Annotated in this window: 18 protein-coding genes; all 18 read right to left on the bottom strand. The window is 69.9% G+C overall.

The genetic code is table 11. From position 1 onward, the window contains the following. The coding region (locus ACILR4_RS24090; RefSeq protein WP_395703431.1) for a hypothetical protein at positions 1-347 on the bottom strand (347 nt) is incomplete at its 3' end. A 1-nt stretch (position 348) separates the two neighbouring features. Then, positions 349-1,434: a glycosyltransferase family 4 protein gene (locus ACILR4_RS24085; protein WP_395703430.1), complete on the bottom strand. Its 1,086-nt coding sequence runs from the start codon at positions 1,432-1,434 to the stop codon at positions 349-351. Between the two features lie 2 nt (positions 1,435-1,436). Continuing rightward, on the bottom strand, positions 1,437-2,582 hold the full coding sequence (locus ACILR4_RS24080; RefSeq protein ID WP_395703429.1) for a glycosyltransferase family 4 protein: 1,146 nt from the start codon (positions 2,580-2,582) through the stop codon (positions 1,437-1,439). 3 nt (positions 2,583-2,585) lie between these two features. After that, positions 2,586-3,221: a class I SAM-dependent methyltransferase gene (locus ACILR4_RS24075; protein ID WP_395703428.1), complete on the bottom strand. Its 636-nt coding sequence runs from the start codon at positions 3,219-3,221 to the stop codon at positions 2,586-2,588. A gap of 19 nt (positions 3,222-3,240) precedes the next feature. Continuing rightward, positions 3,241-4,113 carry a glycosyltransferase family 2 protein gene (locus ACILR4_RS24070; RefSeq protein WP_395703427.1) on the bottom strand — a complete coding sequence of 291 codons (873 nt, stop codon included), beginning with the start codon at positions 4,111-4,113 and terminating at the stop codon, positions 3,241-3,243. 59 nt (positions 4,114-4,172) lie between these two features. Continuing rightward, complete coding sequence (locus ACILR4_RS24065; protein WP_395703433.1) at positions 4,173-5,567, bottom strand: O-antigen ligase family protein; 1,395 nt, start codon at positions 5,565-5,567, stop codon at positions 4,173-4,175. A 32-nt stretch (positions 5,568-5,599) separates the two neighbouring features. After that, entirely contained in the window at positions 5,600-6,331 is a 732-nt protein-coding gene (locus tag ACILR4_RS24060; protein WP_395703426.1) for an FkbM family methyltransferase, read from the bottom strand. Next, positions 6,328-7,437: a glycosyltransferase family 4 protein gene (locus ACILR4_RS24055; protein ID WP_395703425.1), complete on the bottom strand. Its 1,110-nt coding sequence runs from the start codon at positions 7,435-7,437 to the stop codon at positions 6,328-6,330. Before ACILR4_RS24055 ends, ACILR4_RS24060 begins: the two co-directional genes overlap by 4 nt. Continuing rightward, entirely contained in the window at positions 7,434-8,417 is a 984-nt protein-coding gene (locus ACILR4_RS24050; protein WP_395703424.1) for an FkbM family methyltransferase, read from the bottom strand. Before ACILR4_RS24050 ends, ACILR4_RS24055 begins: the two co-directional genes overlap by 4 nt. A 1-nt stretch (position 8,418) precedes the next feature. After that, on the bottom strand, positions 8,419-9,786 hold the full coding sequence (locus tag ACILR4_RS24045; protein WP_395703423.1) for a lipopolysaccharide biosynthesis protein: 1,368 nt from the start codon (positions 9,784-9,786) through the stop codon (positions 8,419-8,421). A gap of 45 nt (positions 9,787-9,831) precedes the next feature. Further along, the gene (gene gmd, locus ACILR4_RS24040) at positions 9,832-10,968 is read right to left on the bottom strand and encodes a GDP-mannose 4,6-dehydratase (protein WP_395703422.1); all 1,137 of its coding nucleotides are present in this window, start codon (positions 10,966-10,968) and stop codon (positions 9,832-9,834) included. Between the two features lie 26 nt (positions 10,969-10,994). Then, complete coding sequence (epsI, locus tag ACILR4_RS24035; protein WP_395703421.1) at positions 10,995-11,699, bottom strand: exosortase-associated protein EpsI, B-type; 705 nt, start codon at positions 11,697-11,699, stop codon at positions 10,995-10,997. A gap of 1 nt (position 11,700) precedes the next feature. Then, positions 11,701-12,588: an exosortase B gene (gene xrtB / locus ACILR4_RS24030; RefSeq protein ID WP_395703420.1), complete on the bottom strand. Its 888-nt coding sequence runs from the start codon at positions 12,586-12,588 to the stop codon at positions 11,701-11,703. Positions 12,589-12,603: 15 nt separating this feature from the next. After that, on the bottom strand, positions 12,604-13,521 hold the full coding sequence (locus ACILR4_RS24025) for a polysaccharide biosynthesis tyrosine autokinase (protein WP_395703419.1): 918 nt from the start codon (positions 13,519-13,521) through the stop codon (positions 12,604-12,606). A 1-nt stretch (position 13,522) separates the two neighbouring features. Further along, a complete protein-coding gene (epsF, locus tag ACILR4_RS24020; protein ID WP_395703418.1) occupies positions 13,523-14,956 on the bottom strand; it encodes a chain length determinant protein EpsF in 1,434 nt (477 codons plus the stop codon). Between the two features lie 21 nt (positions 14,957-14,977). Continuing rightward, positions 14,978-15,841: a polysaccharide export protein EpsE gene (gene epsE, locus ACILR4_RS24015; RefSeq protein WP_395703417.1), complete on the bottom strand. Its 864-nt coding sequence runs from the start codon at positions 15,839-15,841 to the stop codon at positions 14,978-14,980. Continuing rightward, complete coding sequence (locus ACILR4_RS24010) at positions 15,838-16,788, bottom strand: EpsD family peptidyl-prolyl cis-trans isomerase (protein ID WP_395703416.1); 951 nt, start codon at positions 16,786-16,788, stop codon at positions 15,838-15,840. The genes epsE and ACILR4_RS24010 overlap by 4 nt, the downstream gene beginning before the upstream one ends. Before the next feature lie 135 nt (positions 16,789-16,923). Continuing rightward, the gene (gene ubiE, locus ACILR4_RS24005) at positions 16,924-17,655 is read right to left on the bottom strand and encodes a bifunctional demethylmenaquinone methyltransferase/2-methoxy-6-polyprenyl-1,4-benzoquinol methylase UbiE (protein ID WP_395703415.1); all 732 of its coding nucleotides are present in this window, start codon (positions 17,653-17,655) and stop codon (positions 16,924-16,926) included. Positions 17,656-17,673 lie beyond the last annotated feature (18 nt).

Raw genomic sequence — 17,673 nt, 5'->3', positions numbered from 1 at the left:
ACGCCTTCCTTGCCACCGAGGTAGAAGTGGCGCCAGCCGGCGGCCACACCCTGCTCGCTGCAATCGAGCTGCAGGATCGGCCCGTTGTAGCGCGGCACGCGCAGGCCCCAGAACCAGCCGGCAACGATCACGCCCACGCCGTCGCACAGCGAATGCCGCGCCTGGCGGATGTAGCGCAGGTGGGCGGGCCGGCGCAGCGCGTGGTACATCGACTCGGTGTTGGTGATCGAGATGCTGCCGTGCGGCTCGCGCCGCCGGATGCGCTCGGCCACGTCGGCCATCACGACTTCGTGCGCGGCCAGCGAGATCGGGATGCCGGCGATCTGGGCTGTGTCGGATCGGTTCATGTCATCGGAGCGCAGTGGCGCGCAGCACGTCGAAGACCTGGCGTGCGCAGTGCTCCCAGCGGTACTGCGCGGCGGTGACCTGGCCTTCCTCGCGCAGGCGCTCGCGGGCTTCGCCAGGGGTGGTGGCGCGCAACAGGGCTTCGGCCGCCTGGCGGCTGTCGTCGGGGTTCACCAGCAGCGCCTTGCCCTGCGTCACCTCGCGTAGCGCCGGGATGTCGGAGCAGACCACCGGCACGCCATGCTGCATGGCTTCCAGCGGCGGGAATCCGAAGCCCTCGGCGCGCGACAGGAAGACGAAGGCCGCGGCGCCGCGGTAGTGCGCCTGCAAGGCCTGCTCGCCGAGGCCGCGCACGCTGGTGACGAAGGGCTCGCCGGTGTCGGGCGCGCCGCAGATGACCAGCGGCAGCGGCCGCTCGCTCAGTTGCCGATAGGCGCGGTAGGCCGCCAGCACGCCGGCCAGGTTCTTGTGCGGCAGCGCCGAGCCCACCGAGAACAGGTAGTCGCCCCGCGGCGCCTCGGACGCCACCGCCGGCTCGGCCACCGGCGCCAGCCCGTTGTGGATCACGTGCACATGGCGCGTGCGGCCGGTGCGCCGCGCAATGTCCACCGCCGATGCGGCCGAGATCGTGATCAGCTCGTCGGCGCGCCGGCAGGCGGTGCGCAGCCCGTGGTTCACCAGCCAGCGCTGCGGCCCGCGAAAGTGTTGCGGATGCGCTTCGGCGTACCACAGCGGAATCAGGTCGTGCACCACGATCACCGATCGCCGCGCACCGAGCCAGGGCAGGAAGCCCTTGGGCGAGAAGTACAGCTGCGCGCCGCTGCGCGCCATGGCCTGGCGCGCACCCAGCACCCGCCAGCGCAAGCGCTGCGCATGGCGCGGATAGTGATCGGCCACCTGCAGCACCCGTGCATGCGGCGTGGTGACCGGAAAGTCCGCCGCATTGCCGCCGTGCCCGGCCAGCACCAGCTCGAACTCGGGCGAGGCATGCGCCTGCAGGCCCTGGAACAATTCCTGGGCGTAGCGAAAGATGCCCAGGCTGTTGCCATGGCCGCGGTCGAGTTCGAAGACATCGAACAGCACTTTCATCGTCAGGCCGGCACGCGCGACGCGCTCGGCGCCAGCTCGATGCAACGCAGGATGCCGTCGCAGAAATGGCCCGCCATGTTTTCGATCGTGTAGCGTCGCGCACTGGCTTGCAAGCCTTGCGCCAGCCGCGCGCGCTGCTCGGGGTTGGTCAGCAGTTGCAGCACCGCTTCGACATACGCGGCCTCGTCGTTGGCCGTCATCAGGCCGTTGACGCCGGACTCGAGGTAGCAGATCTCGGGCGAGTGGATGCCGCAGTCGGTGGTGACCATCGGGATGCGGCAAGCGAACGCATCGAGGATGCCCAGCCCGACCAGGCCCGGGTTCAGCAGCAGGTCGCCCACGGCCAGCACCTCGGCCTTCTCGGCGCCGCGCAGCATGCCGAGCCAGCGCACCCAGGGCTGTTGCGCGGCGAAGCGCTGCACCTCGTCGCGCGAAGGCCCGTCACCGACGATCAACAGCTGGAAGCCCGGCAGGCGCTCACGCATGCGCGCCGCGCACTGCAGCAGGAAGGGCAGGCGCTTGTCCGGGTACAGCGAGCCGACGAACACGCCCACCGGCGCCGCGGCCTCGAGCTGCAGCCGCGCACGCACGGCGTCGCGCTGCGCGGCGGCGGCCTGCCACTGCTGGGCCAGCGTGCGCGTGTCGACGGCGTTGTCGAGCACGGTGATGCGCCCGGCATCGAAGCGCGCCGCCTGCAGCAGCGGCACGGTCAGCTGCGTGTACGCGAACCACCAATCCACCGCGCGGATCGTCGACTGCTTGAAGCGCTCGCGCCAGCCCTCGGGCGCACGGCTCTGCATGTTGCGGCCATGGCCCCAGAACGCGATGCGGCGCGGCCGCGCGACGCTGAGCGCCGCCAGGTTGTAGACCAGCTTGTTTTCCTGCGGCACGACGACCAGCGCCTCGCCCTGCAGCCGCGCCCCGAAACTCAGCCAGCACAGCCGGTCGCCGAAGGCGTAGCGCGTCGGCAGGCTCTCGGCCCAGGCGATGCGACCTTCGTCGTGCTTGGCCTGCTCGTCCGGCGTCGGCTGGCCGACCAGCAGGCGCAAGCGCACGCCCTGCGCGCCCAGCTGCTCGCGCATCAGCTCGAACAGCGGCACGCGGTAATGCGTGAGCCGGCGCTGCACGATGGCCACCTGCTGCTGCATGCCTCAGGCGTCCCGCTTGACCGCGTCGAGCACGATCGAGGTGTACCCGAGCCGCGCCTCGCTGTTGCGCGGGTCGAAGCGGCGCGAGCGCCGCACCATGCCGTCCTCGGCGCGCCACTCGCTGAAGTGGAAACGGCCTGCCTCGTCGAAATACTCGTACAGCCGGACGTCGAAGCCGAGCTCGCGAAACAGCTGGCTGAAGCTGGCATGGGTGTAGAGCATCCGGTGCCCGTCGGCCGGTGGCCGCACCGCGCGGAGATAGTCGGCCTCCGGATGCAACCCGTCCGGTACCGCGACCCGCAGATAGCCGCCCGGCTTCAGGTAGCGGTGGCAGGTGGCGGCGGCCGCGCGCCCCTGTTCGGCGCTCAGGTGTTCCCAGACATGCTCGGCGAGGATCGCATCGAGCGAGGCCGGCGCGAAGAAGCGGCGCCAGCTCTCGTCCACCAGCAGGTCGATCAGTTCCTGGTCGGTGGCCACCCAGCCCGGCATGAACGTGCCCGACGAACCGATGATGATGCGGCGCTGCGGCGCATGCGCCAGCGCCAGCAGCGCGCGCTGCTGCCCGCTGCGGCGCAGCGCGTCACGCCGCACACGCAGCCAGCTGCGCAGGGGCTGCGGCAGCCAGGCCAGCCTGGTCATGCGGATGCTCCGGTCATTCCTAACGTCTTTTCAGTGCGGCCAGACACGAACTGCCCAGCACCTTGACATAGGGCCACGCAAAGTGCAGCGGCCACAGCAGGCCGCCGTGACGGCGCGTCAATGGCAGCCAGGTGCGCACCGGCAGGCCCTTGCGGTGGAGGATGTGGCGCCAGCGCTGGCGCAGCGGCGCCGTGGTGTCGGTGTAGCCGCCGGCCGACGGGTTGTTGCTGCAATGGCCGGCGATGCCGGCGGCCACGTACAGCGGCACGCCGCATTCGCGCAGGCGCAGGCCGTAGTCGATGTCGCCGCCGCCGTGATCGAAAGCCGGGTCGAGGTTGCCCACCGCCCGCACCGCCGCCACGGGCAGCAGCACGATGTTGCCGTTCATCGTGTCGCAGCGCAGCGCCTCCCGCTCGGAGAACACCTTGCGGAAGCTGAAGCGGCGCCAGCGGCTGGTGGCCACCTGGCCACTGTAGCTGAGGGCACCGGTGGCCGCGTCGGAGGTGGCCCCTGCCACGCAAACGGCACGGCCATGCAGGTGCTGCTTGTCCTGCGCGGTGGCCAGCAGCCGCGCCAGCGCGTCGGGCAGCAGCAGGGTGTCGTCATTGAGCCACAGCAGGTAGTCCGGCGCCGCACCGTCCAGGGCCGCGGCCTGCGCGCGGTGCATGCCGCGGGTCCAGAACAGCGAACCGTCGCCCTGCAGCACCCGCACCCACGGAAACGCCGCCCGCACCGCGTCGGCGGTGCCGTCTCGGCTGCCGTCGTCCATCAGCACCGCTTCGGGCGCCACGCCGGCCTGCGCCGCGCTGGCCGCCAGGCAGCCCAGGCAGCGCAAGGTGGTCTCGCGCCGGTTGAAGCAGGTCATCACCGCAACGATGCGCAGCGGGCTCACTGGACGCCCCTTCCGCACTAAGTGCTCCGGGATTTGCGCTTGGGAGCGGCCCGTCGCGCTCATGCCGACCAACCCTCCAGCGGTGCCGAGCGTGACACCGGGAACGGCTGCGTCGGCGCCGCGGCGCGCCGCGCCCGCAGGTGCAGCGGCATCGCGTAGCCCAGCGCGATGCCCAGCACCAGGCCCTGCGTGTAGTGCACGCCATAGGTGATGTAGAAGCCCAGTTGCACCACCAGCATCAGCAGCAGCGCAGAGGCCATCGGGCCCTCCTCCGGATCGTCCGCCCAGCGGTACAGCTGGCGCAGCAGCCAGCCATGCACGAACAGGCTGGCGCCCAGGCCGAGCAGGCCGAAGTTGAACAAGGTCTGCACGTAGTAGTTGTGGGCCTGGAAGCTGATGCGCTGGATCGCCTGGGTCGAGGTGACCGAGTAGCGATCCATCGGCGTGCCCAGCGGCAGCCCGAACGCGATGGCCCGGGCGCCGCCGTCGCGCCACTTGCCGATCGCGAACTTCCAGCTGTCCAGCCGCACCTGCGCGGTGTCGGCCAGGGCCACGGCGCGATGGGCCGATTGCGAGACATCCTGCAGGGCCCCGCCGAGGCGCCCCGACAGCAGGGCCGGCACCGCCAGCGCCAGCGTCATCAGCGCCAGCATCGCCAGCTGCGTGGCGCCACGCCGGCCAGCCGCCGGCAGCACGAAGCGGGCGGCCAGCCCGGCCAGCAACGCCGCCCAGACCGAGCGGTGCTGCAGGCCGACCAGCGCCACCAGGAACAGCGGCACCAGCGGCCGCATGAAACGGAACAGGCCCGACAGCTGCGGGTAGAACAGCCCGAGCGCGAACAGCTGCGCAATCAGCGCCGCATCCTCGGCACTGACGGTGCGCAGCTTCGACGATCCGGTGGGGTCGTAGCTGCCGCCTGCCGGCAGCAGATCGCCCACCGGCAGCAGCACGATGATCCAGCGCAGGAACACCACCGCCACCAGGAACAGCGCCACCCAGCTCAGGCCCGACAGCAGGCTGCGCAGCGCCGCCGCATCGAGCTGGAAGCTCATGAAGTAGCTGGCCACCGCGATGGCGTAGAAGTACGGCCGCAACGCACCGCCGGCGGCGGTGCCGAAGGCGCCCAGGCCGAACACGAAGCTGGACGCGACGGCGACGATGAACAGGTGCCAGGCCAGCAGGATCGGCGCGCGCCGGCGCGCCAGCAGCAGCCGCAACAGCGCCACCAGCCCGACCAGGCCGGTGACGATGTCCGGCACGTAGATCTTCAGACCCAGGTCGATCGGACCGGCCTGGGGCAGCAGCGTGTCGAAGCCGCACAGCAAGGCCACGGCCAGCAGCCCGACGCGCGACGAGCGGAAGGCGGCCACGACGAACACGCACAGCAGCAGCGCCAGCAGCACGGCGAACGCGAAGGGCAGCGCGACATAGGCGATCCGCAAGGCTTCGAGCATCGTCGTCAACCCCGCTCAGTCCTTCGCCGCGCTCATGCGGCGGGCGGACGGAAGAAGATGCCGTCCATCTGCAGCATGCGGCCGGTCTCGACGTCCATGAAGCCGGGCACCACGCCGTGCAGCTCGAAACCCTGGCCGATGACCCAGTCGTACAGCTCGCGGAACAGGACCTGGCCTTCGTACAGCGGCACCAGCGACATCTCCAGCTGCAGGCCGCGGATGCGCGGCATCAGGCCGGCCGCGCCCTCGAGCACCGGCATCTCGTAGCCCTGGGTGTCGATCTTCAGGTGGATGGCGCGGGCCTGCTCGATCAGCGGATGCGCCACGGCGTCGAGCCGCCGCAGCGGCACCTGCTGCTGGCTGACATAACGTGAATTCGGCGCGGCCTCGAGGTGGCGATCGAGCATCGGCAGGATCGAGCTGCTGGCCGAGTTGCCGGCCACGTTGATCTCGACCTCGCCCTCGCTGGCGCCCAGCGCCATGCGCGGCGCCACAGCCCAGCCGGCCTGGCCCTCGGCCTGCTGGCACAGGCGCTGGTGGGCATCGTCCAGCGGCTCGAAGGACAGGATGCGGCCCTCGAAGCCGGCCGCGCGGAGGGCGCGCGCGTAGCCGCCGTCGTTGGCGCCGACGTCGAGCACGGTGTCGATGCGCTGCGTCTTCAGGCGCAGCTGCATGCGCGCGTCGAGCGACTGCGCGGCGTTGTAGCGGCTGAGGTCGATGCCGCCCTTGCGCAGCAGCATGCGCAGTTCGTGCTTCAGCGTCATGGCCGGTGCTCCTGCAGTCGGGCGTAGGCGGCGGCGGTGCGGTCGGCGCAGCGCGGCCAGCTGAAGGCGGCCGCCCGCGCACGCCCGCGCAGGCGCATGGCATCGCGGTACGCGCTGTCGTCGAGCAGCCGCTCGATCGTGCTGCGCATCGCATCGGCGTCCAGGGGGTCGAAGTACGCGGCCGCGTCCGCGCAGATCTCGGGAAAGCAGCTGGCGTCGCTGCAGGCCACCGCGCAACCCTGCACCATGGCCTCGGTCAGGGGCATGCCGAAGCCTTCATGCAGCGAGGGACAGACCAGCAGCGCGGCATGGCGGTAGGCATAGGCCAGCAGGAACTCGTCGCCCGAGCGCTGCTGCACACGACCGGCCGGGATGCCGGCCTCGGCGCAGGCCTGCAGCTCGGCCGGTGTCAGTGGGCCACCGCCGAAGCACAGCAGCTGGAATTCGCGGTGCAGGCGCGGCGATGCGCCGAAGGCCCGCAGCAAGGTGCCGAAGTTCTTGTAGCCCCCGCGCAGGCCGACGAACAGGAGGTAGGCCGAGGGCAGCGGCGGGTCGACGGTGGCCGGTGCCGGCACGGCCTCGACCCCGTGGTGGATCACCGAGACCTTGGCCTCGAGCTGCGGGTAGCGCTGCAGCAGCTCGGCGCGGGTGTGCTCGGAGATGCAGATGATGCCGCCGGCCCGCTCGAACGCCAGGCGCTTGTGCGCGATGGCCTCGCGGCTGCGCGGCGAGCCGTCGTCCTGCTGCTCGATGATCATGTCGTGGCAGGTGGCCATCACCGGCACGCCACGCGGCAGGTGGCCGCCGCCGAGCAGGTAGTGGGTCTCGTGGATCACGTCGGGCCGCTGCGCGCCGGCGACGAGGCGGAACAACGGCGCCAGCAAGCGCGGCCGGTAGCGCAGGCCGCGCCGCGGGCCGGCCATCTTGAACGTTAGCGGGTTGTGGGCATCGGCCGGGCCGAGGTATTCGTTGACATGCGCCGGCGCCACGATGTCGGCCTCGACGCCGGGCAGCGCACGCAGCGCGCGCGCCAGCGAGACGAAGTACTTCGAGAAGCCGCCGTAGGCCTGCACCGAGAAGATCTGGTGGTCGAAGACGACCTTCATGCCCGCCGCCAATCGTCTGCCGCACCGCCCGGCGCCAGCGCCTGTGCCGCGCTGCGCTTCGGGCCGGCCAGCTGCTCGGCGAAGAACCGGGTTTCTTCGGCGTGGAAATCGCAGAGGTCCGGTTCGGGCATCACCAGCAGGTCGAAATAGTGAAAGCGGCTGGTCAGCTGGTAGAACAGCAGCGCCTTGAAAGCCGTGGGGTCAGCCAACGAGTATCGGCCCATCAGGTGGCCGAAGTTGTCGTAGACGAGATACCGGGTGTAAGCACAGCGCGCGAAGGCATCGAGCGCGGACAGCACCCGCTGCGGGTAGTCGGCGCGGCCGAACACGTCGCATTCGAAGAGCACGGCCGGACGGTCGCGCGCGATGCTGCGCAGGCCGCCCTCGAGCACCTCGAAGTCATGGCCGTCGGTGTCGATCTTCAGCAGGTTCACCGGCGCGAAGTGCTGCTCCTCGATCAGGTCATCGAGCGTGCGGCGCTGCAGGCGGGCGCCATCGGCCTGCTCGACGATCGATGCGGTGCCGTTCTGCTCGCGGATCGTGAACGCGCCGCTCTCGCTGCCGGACGAGCACAGCACCGGCAAGGCGGTGACCTGCGGGCTGTGGCCCCAGTTGGCGCGCAGCAGCCCGAAGAACTTCGGGTTCGGCTCGATGGCGAGAAAGCGGTCTTCCGCGCCGCCGATGAAGGCGGCGATCGAATCGCCGATGTTCGCGCCGACATCGACACAACGCAGTGCGCCGTGCCGCCGCCGCAGGAAGCCGCCCAGGCGACGCGGCAAGGTGTCGTAGAAGGGATGGTGGGCCTGGTACAGCGGCAGGCCGTGGGAGAGGTTGACCTTCATCGCGCGGCCATGGATCGGCATCGTGCAGGTCGGGTCCTGCTGCAGGCGGATCAGCGCGCGCCGCAGGCCGGACCACAGGCGCCGGTCCAGGCCCCTGGACTGCACGGCCTTGCGGAACACGAGCGAGCCGATGTCCATGTCAGGACGCGCCCTGTGCCGGCGTGCCGGGCAGGCGCCGCAGGATGCGCGGCAGCAGCAGCAGCGAAGGCAGCATCACCAGCGCCAGGTAGCTCAGCGCGGTGACCCAGGGCAAGGCCTGGAGGCCTTGCTGATGCAGCAGCACGAACCACTTGCCGCCCAGGCAGCACAGCGCGAAGACGGTGGCGATCACGGCCTGCTCGGCGACCACATGGGCGCCGTTCATGAACATCGCGAGGCCGGTGCCCAGCGCACTGACCACCATCCACAGCGCCAGGCCCCACAACAGCAGCGGCGGCACGGCAGGCTGTCGCTGCAGCCACCACTGCGTCAACGGCGCGAAGGCCAGCAGCAGCAGCAGCGAGCCGAGGGCGGCCAGCAGACCCGCGAGCACGGTGGAGCGGCGCAGGGTGCGGCGCACCCAGGCCAGGTCGCCGCGCGCGATGGCCTCGGCATAGGCCGGCCACAGCGGCCCCAGCAGGATGGGCACCAGGATCGTGATGACGCTGAAGAGCTTGACCGCGATCGCGAAGTCGCCCACCGCAGCGGCGCCGACGAAGCGGGCGCCCAGCAGGTTGTCCGACGCATAGGCCAGCGCGGTGGTGATCTGCAGCAGCAGGAACAGGCCGCCCAGCCGCAGCAGCCGCTGCATCACCGCCTGCTGCACATCGGCGCGCCGCGGCCGCAGTGCGGGCCGGCGCGCCAGCAGCCACACGCCGCTGGCGGCGGTGGCCAGCAGCGGCCCGCCCAGCAGGGCCGCCACCAGCCAGGGCAGGCCGCCGCCCTGCCCGATCACGAGCAGCACCGCCAGCAGCCCGAGCACCGCGCCCGCCGCATTGGCCATGCCGTTGAGAAAGCCCAGCTGCAGGCCCAGTTGCGCGCGCTGCACCACGCCGGCCAGGATGTTCAGCGCGAAGCACAGCGCGAAGACCTGCAGCGCGGGCTTCAGCTCGGCCACCGCCTGGGCCTCGTGCAGGCCGAACACGGCGGCCCAGTCGAAGAAGTGGATCGCCGGTAGCAGCAGCGCCAGCAGCAGCAAGGCCAGGCCGGACAGCAAAGCCGCGGCGCTGGCCAGCGCGCGCCGCATCGCCAGCGTGTCGTCGCGGCCGCTGGCCTCGGCCATCGCGTTGAGCAGGCCGTTGCCCAGCCCCAGGTCGGCAAAGGCCAGCAGCGCCGACAGCGAGCTGATCGTCATCCACAGCCCGAAGCGCTCGCTGCCCAGGTAGTGCAGGGTCAGCGGGATCGTCGCGAACGAGGTCGCCACCGTCACCAGCTTGGCGGCCATGTTGGCGGCCGCGGTGAGCAGTGCGCGCCGATCGCGGCGCCGGCCGCGTTCGATGGCTTCGCGCTCGCTCAGCTCAGGTGCCATGGCGTGCGCAGGCGGGGGGTTGACGACGGCGGTGGCCTGCACGCGTCACTCGTTGTAGTCGTAGGCCTGGAAGCCGGCCAGCTTGACCAGGCTGTCGCGCCGCGCGGCGGTGTAGTCGGCCTGGGCCATCTCGCGCACCAGCTCGGGCAAGGTGATCTTCGGCGACCAGCCGAGCTTCTCGCGCGCCTTGGTCGGGTCGCCCAGCAGCGTGTCGACCTCGGTGGGCCGGAAGTAGCGTGGGTCCACGCGCACGATCACCTCGCCCGGCTTGCATTGGGCGCGGATGTCGCCGCGCGCGGTCTCGACCTTCACGACGGTGCCGACCTCGCGTTCCCCCTGGCCGCTGAATTCGAGCGTGATGCCGAGCTCGCGCGCGGCCATCTCGACGAACTGGCGCACGCTGTACTGCACGCCGGTGGCGATGACGAAGTCCTCGGGCTGCTGCTGCTGCAGCATCAGCCACTGCATCTCGACATAGTCGCGCGCATGGCCCCAGTCGCGCAGCGCGCTCAGGTTGCCGAGGTACAGGCAGTCCTGCAGGCCAAGCGCGATGCGCGCCATCGCGCGCGTGATCTTGCGGGTGACGAAGGTCTCGCCCCGCAGCGGGCTCTCGTGATTGAACAGGATGCCGTTGCAGGCATACAGGCCGTAGGCCTCGCGGTAGTTCACGGTGATCCAGTAGCCATAGAGCTTGGCCACCGCATAGGGGCTGCGCGGGTAGAACGGCGTGGTTTCCTTCTGCGGCACTTCCTGCACCAGGCCGTAGAGCTCGCTGGTGCTGGCCTGGTAGAAGCGCGTCTTCTTCTCGAGCCCGAGGATGCGGATGGCCTCCAGCAGGCGCAGCGCCCCCAGGCCATCGGCGTTGGCGGTGTACTCGGGCGTCTCGAAGCTCACCGCGACATGGCTCATCGCCGCGAGGTTGTAGATCTCGTCGGGCTGCACCTGCTGGATGATGCGGATCAGGTTGGTCGAATCGGTCAGGTCGCCGTAGTGCAGCACGAAGCGCTGGTTGTCGACATGCGGGTCCTGGTACAGGTGGTCGACGCGGTCGGTGTTGAACAACGAGGCGCGGCGCTTGATGCCGTGCACCGTGTAGCCCTTGTTCAGCAGCAGTTCGGAGAGATAGGCGCCGTCCTGGCCGGTGACACCGGTGATCAGGGCAACCTTGGGCGTGTTCGTCATGGGGGCACTCGGGCTCGTGGGTCTCGTCAATGGGTTCCGATCAGGCGCGCCCGCTTGTCCGGCGCAATGGCTGCAAGCATGTCCTTCAGGAACGCCTCCTGCAAGGCGAAGGCCGCCGGCTCGTTGGCGTCGATCGACGAGACACGCACCAGCACGCCATCGGGAACGACGCCGCCCAGCCCATAGCGGATGGCGGCCCAGCGCTGGGCACGGCCGAAGAAGGTGACCTCGTCGCCCACCAGCAGCCAGTACGTGATGGGTTCGTTGCGGGCACCGGCGCCGGCCACCAGGCGGGTGATCGGGATCTGCCGGTTTTCGAACTGCAGCACGCCGCGCTGCGACTCGCTGCGCAGCTTGAATCCCTGCGAGGGGTAGCAGATCTCGGGCCGGTGGGTGTTCATGCCCTTGTGCTGGTTCAGGCCGTAGGCCACCGCCAGCATCACGCGCCGACCGCGCGAATCGCGGTAGGTCCAGCCCAGCGTCTCGTCGTAGGTCTCGTCGATGACCTGCTGCAGGTCGGGGCTGGGCTGCAGCGGGATGATCGAGCGGTCGATGCGCCAGTCGCCGAAGGCCTGCGGGATCAGGGTTGCGAAGCGGTCCTGCCGGTGTGCGTCGGCCATGTAGTGGCGCGGCGTGATGGCCACCGCGACAACGGCGGCCAGCACCATCAGCAACGCCAGGATGCCGGCACGGAAGAGGTCGGCGCGCCGCTGTGCCACCACGGCCTGCACGCTAGCGCGCCTTGAGGACGAGGCCGATCACGCGGTCGGTGGACAGGATCAGCATCAGCGCCACCAGGAACAGCACCATGCCGGCGAAGCCATGCACGAAGCCCTGGCCGGCCTCGTCGCCGAAGTAGTAGGTGACGAGCACCAGCACGATCACCCGCACGACGTTGGCGCAGAACGAGATCGGCAGGATCAGGAGTGCCAGCAGCACGTTGCGCCGGATCGATTGGTAGTTCATCAGGTTCATGTACAGCAGGCCCAGGGCCTCGAGCGTGAACAGCGAGTTCAGCCCGGCGCAGGCATCGGCCACCAGCAGCTGGTACGGGCCCACCATGAGGATGACGCCGGAGCGGCCGACGGGGTAGCCCGCGTCGTACAGCAGCGAGGCCGCCACCACCGAGACCGCGGCCTTCAGCGGATGCGTCGCCGCATCCACCAGCTCGGGTGGCCAGGGGATCATGAAGGCCAGGAAGAACAGCGGAAACCACGCCAGCCGCAGCGCCGCGCCGCCGTAGAAGCACAGCAGCAACGCGACCAGCACCAGGATCTGCGCGCCGATCTCGAGTGTCCACACGCTCTGCGATCGGCCGATCGCATACGCGGCCAGGCCCAGCAACAGGAAGCCGGCACCGAGCAGCGTCTGCGGCCGGCGCGCCAGCGCGGACAGCGCCTCGCGCTTGCGGTACAGCAGCCAGGCACCGACGGCCAGGATGATGGGCCCGTGGCCCTGGGCATCGGTGGCCCAGATGGTCGTCGACAGGCGGTAGTAGCTGGAACCGAACATCGCCAGCCAGCCGCCGACCAGCAGCACCAGCGGCAGGTAGGCCGACCAGTCGACGGCATCGCCGGCTGGCGGGCCCGAGGTCGACGACGATTCCGGAATGGCGGCCACGGCGCTGCCCTGCGGTCAGTGCTCGTTGACGATGACGCCGGCGATCTGGGCCGCACTGGCCTTGACGAGGGCCGCCAGGCCCTGCAGCGCGTCCAGTTGCGACTGGTCCTTGCGCGCGAGCAGCAGCGCGGCGCCGCAGCGCGCGGCGATGACGGTGCAATCGGCGCCGTACACCCCCGCGGGCGTGTCGACCACCACATGGTCGAACTTCATCAGCACCTCGCGCACCAGCAGCGCGAAGGCCGGGCGTTCGACCAGTTCCAACGGGTTCGGCGGCGTCGGCCCGGCCGGCAGCACGAACAGGCTGGACACCCCGGCCACCGGCTGGATCACCTGGGCCTCGGAGCGGCCCGACAGCACGCTGGACAGGCCGGCCGCATTCGGCACGTTGAACAGCTCGTGCAGCCGCGGGCCGCGCAGATCGGCGTCGATCAGCAGCGTGCGGCCGCCCAGCTGCGCCAGGGTGACCGCCAGGTTGGCACTGAAGAAGGTCTTGCCGTCGCCGGAATCGGGGCTGACGACGGCCAGCGCGCGGCGGTTGCGCTCGCTTTCACCGTCGAGCCGCATCGTGAGCTGGCTGCGGATGCCGCGGAACACCTCGGCCTGCTCGGAGAAGGGCTGGCTCAACGCCACCAGTTCGGCGCCGAGCTTGCTGCCGACCTGCGGCGCATACGGGTAGTGGAACTGCTGGGCCAGCGCGAACAGCACGTCATCGGTGCTGGCGAATCCCAATGCGATGGCCGCCTCGCCGAAGCGCAGGCCCTTGTCGCGCTGGTGGGCGAGGATGCGCTCGACCTGGTCGGCGCTCAGGTGCCGCGTCTCCGCGATGATCGAGCCGATCGATCGATCGACCACGGTGCCCTCGCGGCCCTCGGCCGGGCCGGCCGCGGACGGCACGACCTCGGAGACACCGGAATCCTTGAACCTGGCCATGTCAGCTCCGGCCGGCAGACGCCGGTCCCGTCAGACCCCCCACCACGCGCTGCTGCATCGACACACCATGGCGACCGATCGCCAGCTTGCTCTTGGGCCGTGGCAGCACGCCCAGGACCGACAGGCCCAGCGCCTCGGTGATGTCGGTGGTGCTGCGCACGCGGCGGTTGCGGAACTCGAGCAGCACGCACGCGCCAATGGCCAGCAGCGTGCCGAGGAACAGCGCCACCAGCAGGTTCAGCACCAGCCGCGGCGAAGAGGCCTTGATCGGCGGCACGGCCGGTGTCAGCACGTTGATGTTGCCCTGCGTGGTCTGGCTCTCGAGGTTGGACTGCGAGTAGCGGACCTGCAGGCTGTCGTAGATGCGCTGGGCGTTCTCGACGTCGCGCGCGATCACCGCCCCCTCGTCGCGCACTTGCTTCATGCGCAGCACCTTGGCGCGCTGGGCCTCGAGTTCGGCCCGGGTCTGCGCCTCGCGCTGGCGGTTGATGGTGCTGGTGACGCCGATGCCAGCCGACACCCGCTTGATCTCGGCATCGAGCCTCGCGCGCTGCTCGGCAATGCTGGCCTTGGCCTCGATGACCTGCGGGTGGTTGTCGCCATAGCGCGCGCCCAGTTCCTGCAGGCGGGCCTCGGAGCGTGCCAGCTCGGCCTTCATGCTGCCGATCAGCGCGTTCCCCAGCACCTCCTGCGTGCGGTCGCTGCTGGCGCCCTGCGCCTGCGCCTCGCGGCTGCGCGATTCGGAGCTCACGGCCTGCAGCGCCACCAGCTGCGTGTTCAGCTCGTTCAGGCGCGCGTTCTCGATGTCCAGTCGCTCGTCCGTGGCGATGATGCCCTTGTCGCGCTGGAAGGCGCTGAGCCGGGCCTGGGCCTGCTCGAGGTTCTCGCGCGCGGCCTTCAGCCGGCCGTCGAAGAAGCTGCTGAACTGCCGTGCGGGGTCGACACGCAGTTCGAGCGAGACGTCGATGTAGGCCTGCACGAAGGCGTTGGCCAGCGCCGCGGCGAAGCGCGGATCGGGCGCCTTGTACGAGATGCTGATGACGCTGGACTCGCGCGCAGGCTTGACGTCCATGTTCTGCTGGAAGCTGTCACCCAGCCACTGCTCGACGGTGCCTTCGCCGCCGGTCTCGGACAGCCACTGCTGGCGCACCTGCGGATTGTCGGCCAGCTTCAGCGAGCGCACCACGTGCTGCGCGACACGGTCACTTTGAATGATATCCACCTGCGTGGCCATGAAGGCCGGGGAATTCAGGCCCGGGTACATCACCGCCGACACGGGATCGGGCTTGACGTCCACCACCACGCTGGCCACCGCGGTGTAGCGCTTGGGCCAGACCAGGCTGGCGACCGCGGTGAGACCGACCACTGCCGCCAGGATGAGCAGGCCGGTGAGCCAGCGGGCGCGCAGGATCGAGAAGAACTGCGTCAGGGTCATGCGTGCCACTTCCTTGCGCGGTCAGAACAGGCTCTCGCGTACATAGACCACGTCGCCGTCCTGCAGCCTGTCGTCCATCGTCGGCTGGATCACCTGCACCTTGCCGTCGCCCGTCTTGCGGTGCACGCGAATGCCCTTTTCGGTGCCGCGCTGGGTCAGGCCGCCGCCGGTGGCCAGCGCCTGCATCAACGTCATGCCGCGCTCCAGGCGCATCGGGCCCGGGCGCTGCACCTCGCCGTAGATGTAGACCAGCGGCTGCCGGTCGACCCACACCGCGTCGCCGTTGCGGATCAGGATGTCCTGGTCGCGGCCGGCAGCGGTGAACAGGGTCGGCACGTCGACCTCCATGCGGAACGCCTTGCCGTCGCGCGAGCCGGTGACGACGACGATGTCGGCCCCGGTGACCGTGATGCCGCCGGCCGTGGCGAGCAGGTCGGACAGGCGCATGTCGGTCACCTCGATCGGGTAGCGCCCGGGCCGGTTGACCATGCCCAGCACGCTGGCCTGGTTGCCGCGCACCTGCGTCACCGCGATCGTCACCTGCGGCTGCTTCACGAAGTTGCCGTTGCGCAGGCCGTCGGCGATCAGCTTCTCCGCCCCGGTGACGGTCTGGCCGCCGATGCGCACGCTGCCCAACAACGGATAGCTGATGACACCAGCCTCGGTGACGCGCGTTTCGAGCGTTAGGTCCGGATTCTGGTAGACCATGATGCGCACGACATCTCCGGCACCCAGCCGGTAGTCCGGCGGGCCACCGCCGGCCGCGGCCGGCTGCGCGGCCACCGGCAGGACGCCGGCCACCAGCAGCAGCGAGGCCAGCAGCGCGGGCGGCAAAGCCCGCAGCCGATGGAAGGCCGCAAGGGCCGTGCGCAGCAGGCCGGTCATTTCTTCAGTCCCATGCCCTTGCTGATGTCGCTGTCGCTCAGGCCGCTGGCGGCCGGCGGTGCGGCGAGCACCGGCGCCGAGGCCGGTTCGGGGGCAGAAACCGCCGCCCCCGGTCCGGGCGCGTACTTGCCGACGTACTCGATCTTCGCGGCCTTGCGCATCGCCTTCACGTCTTCCTCGATCAGCTTGCGCCGACGATCGTTCAGCAGGAACTGCTCGATGGCCGGGCGTGCCTGCTCCTCGGTGACCGGCTGGCTGCGCGAGCCGGCCAGCATGATCACGGTGGCACCGGTCGGCGAAGGCGACAGCACGGCCTGGCCATCCTTCAGCTTGGCAAAGGCATCCACGCTCTGCAGCGGCAGTTGCTCGGCGGCGCGCACCGCCTGGTTGCCGCCGAAGCGGTAGTCGTTGGCCTTCAGGAACTCCACGAACTCGTTGATGTTCTTCGAGGCGGCCAGTTGCTCACGCAGCACGCTCATCTGCTCGGGCTTGGCCTCGATGACGATTTCCTGGATGTTGTAGATGCGGCGCTCCTTGAACAGCGCCGGCTTCTCGTCGTAATACTTCCTGATCTCCTCGGCCGTGGGCTTCGGGGCCGTTTCGCCCACCTTCTGCACGTAGGCCCGGGCCAGGATCTCGCGCTTGGCCGCTTCGATCTGCTGGACGACGGCGGGGTCGCGGTCGAGCTTCAGCTCATCGGCCTTCTGCAACGCGAGTTGCTGGTCGATCAGCCGCTCGAGGATCTGCTTGCCGGCGGCCTCGACCTGCTCGGGCTTCAGGTTGCGCTGCTGCTGCAGCACGAAGTTGATCTGGTGGACGGTGATCTCGTCCTTGTTGACCTTGGCCGCGGTCTGCGAGGCCAGCTTGTCCTTCTTGTCGCCGCAACCGCCGAGCAGCAGCGCCGCCGCGGCCAGCGTGATCGAGATGAGGAGATGGGTTCTTGGCATGTGCTCCAACCTGTTGGCGGCCGATGGGAAACGGGCGCGAACAGCAGCCACGGCTGCCGCCCGGGCACCCCGGCGCAGTGTACTGGCGCCCAGTGACGCGGCGCAGGCCCCCGGTTCAGGTGAACGGGCGGCGCTTCAGCACTTGATGCCGACGTGCAGCGCGACGACGCCCGCGGTCAGGTTGTGCACGTCGACATGGCCAAAGCCGGCACTCTTCATCATCGCCTTGAGCTGCTGCTGGTCGGGATGCATGCGGATCGATTCGGCCAGGTAGCGGTAGCTCTCGCCATCGCCGGCCACCCACTTGCCCATCAGCGGCAGGATGTTCATCGAGTACCAGTCGTAGGGCTTGCGCAGCGGCTCGGCCACCTTCGAGAACTCCAGCACCAGCAGCCGGCCACCGGGCCTGAGCACGCGGCACATCTCGGCCAGCGCCAGGTCCTTGTGCGTCATGTTGCGCAGGCCGAAGGCGACCGTGACGCGGTCGAAGCTGTTGCTGCGCAGCGGCAGGCGTTCGGCGTCGCAGACCGCGGTGGGCAGGGCCATCCCGGCATCGAGCAGGCGGTCGCGGCCGGTGCGCAGCATGGTCTCGTTGATGTCGGTGTGCAGCACCAGGCCTTCGGGACCGACCTGGGGCGCAAAGGCCTTGGCCAGGTCGCCGGTGCCGCCGGCGATGTCGAGCACATGGTGGCCGCGCTGCACCTGCGCCACCGCCACGGTATAGGCCTTCCAGGCGCGGTGCAGGCCTCCGGACATCAGGTCGTTCATGATGTCGTAGCGCGCCGCCACCGAGTCGAAGACGCCACGCACCTTGCGCGCCTTCTCGGACTCGTCGACGTTCTGGAAACCGAAGTGGGTCTGGGCCATGGCTGTGCGGTTCAAGAG

Origin of the sequence: Aquabacterium sp. (assembly GCF_044226965.1) — a bacterium.
Taxonomy (GTDB): domain Bacteria; phylum Pseudomonadota; class Gammaproteobacteria; order Burkholderiales; family Burkholderiaceae_C; genus Pseudaquabacterium.
Note: the sequence above shows the minus strand (reverse complement) of the source record. Positions and strands in the feature narration are given on the sequence as shown.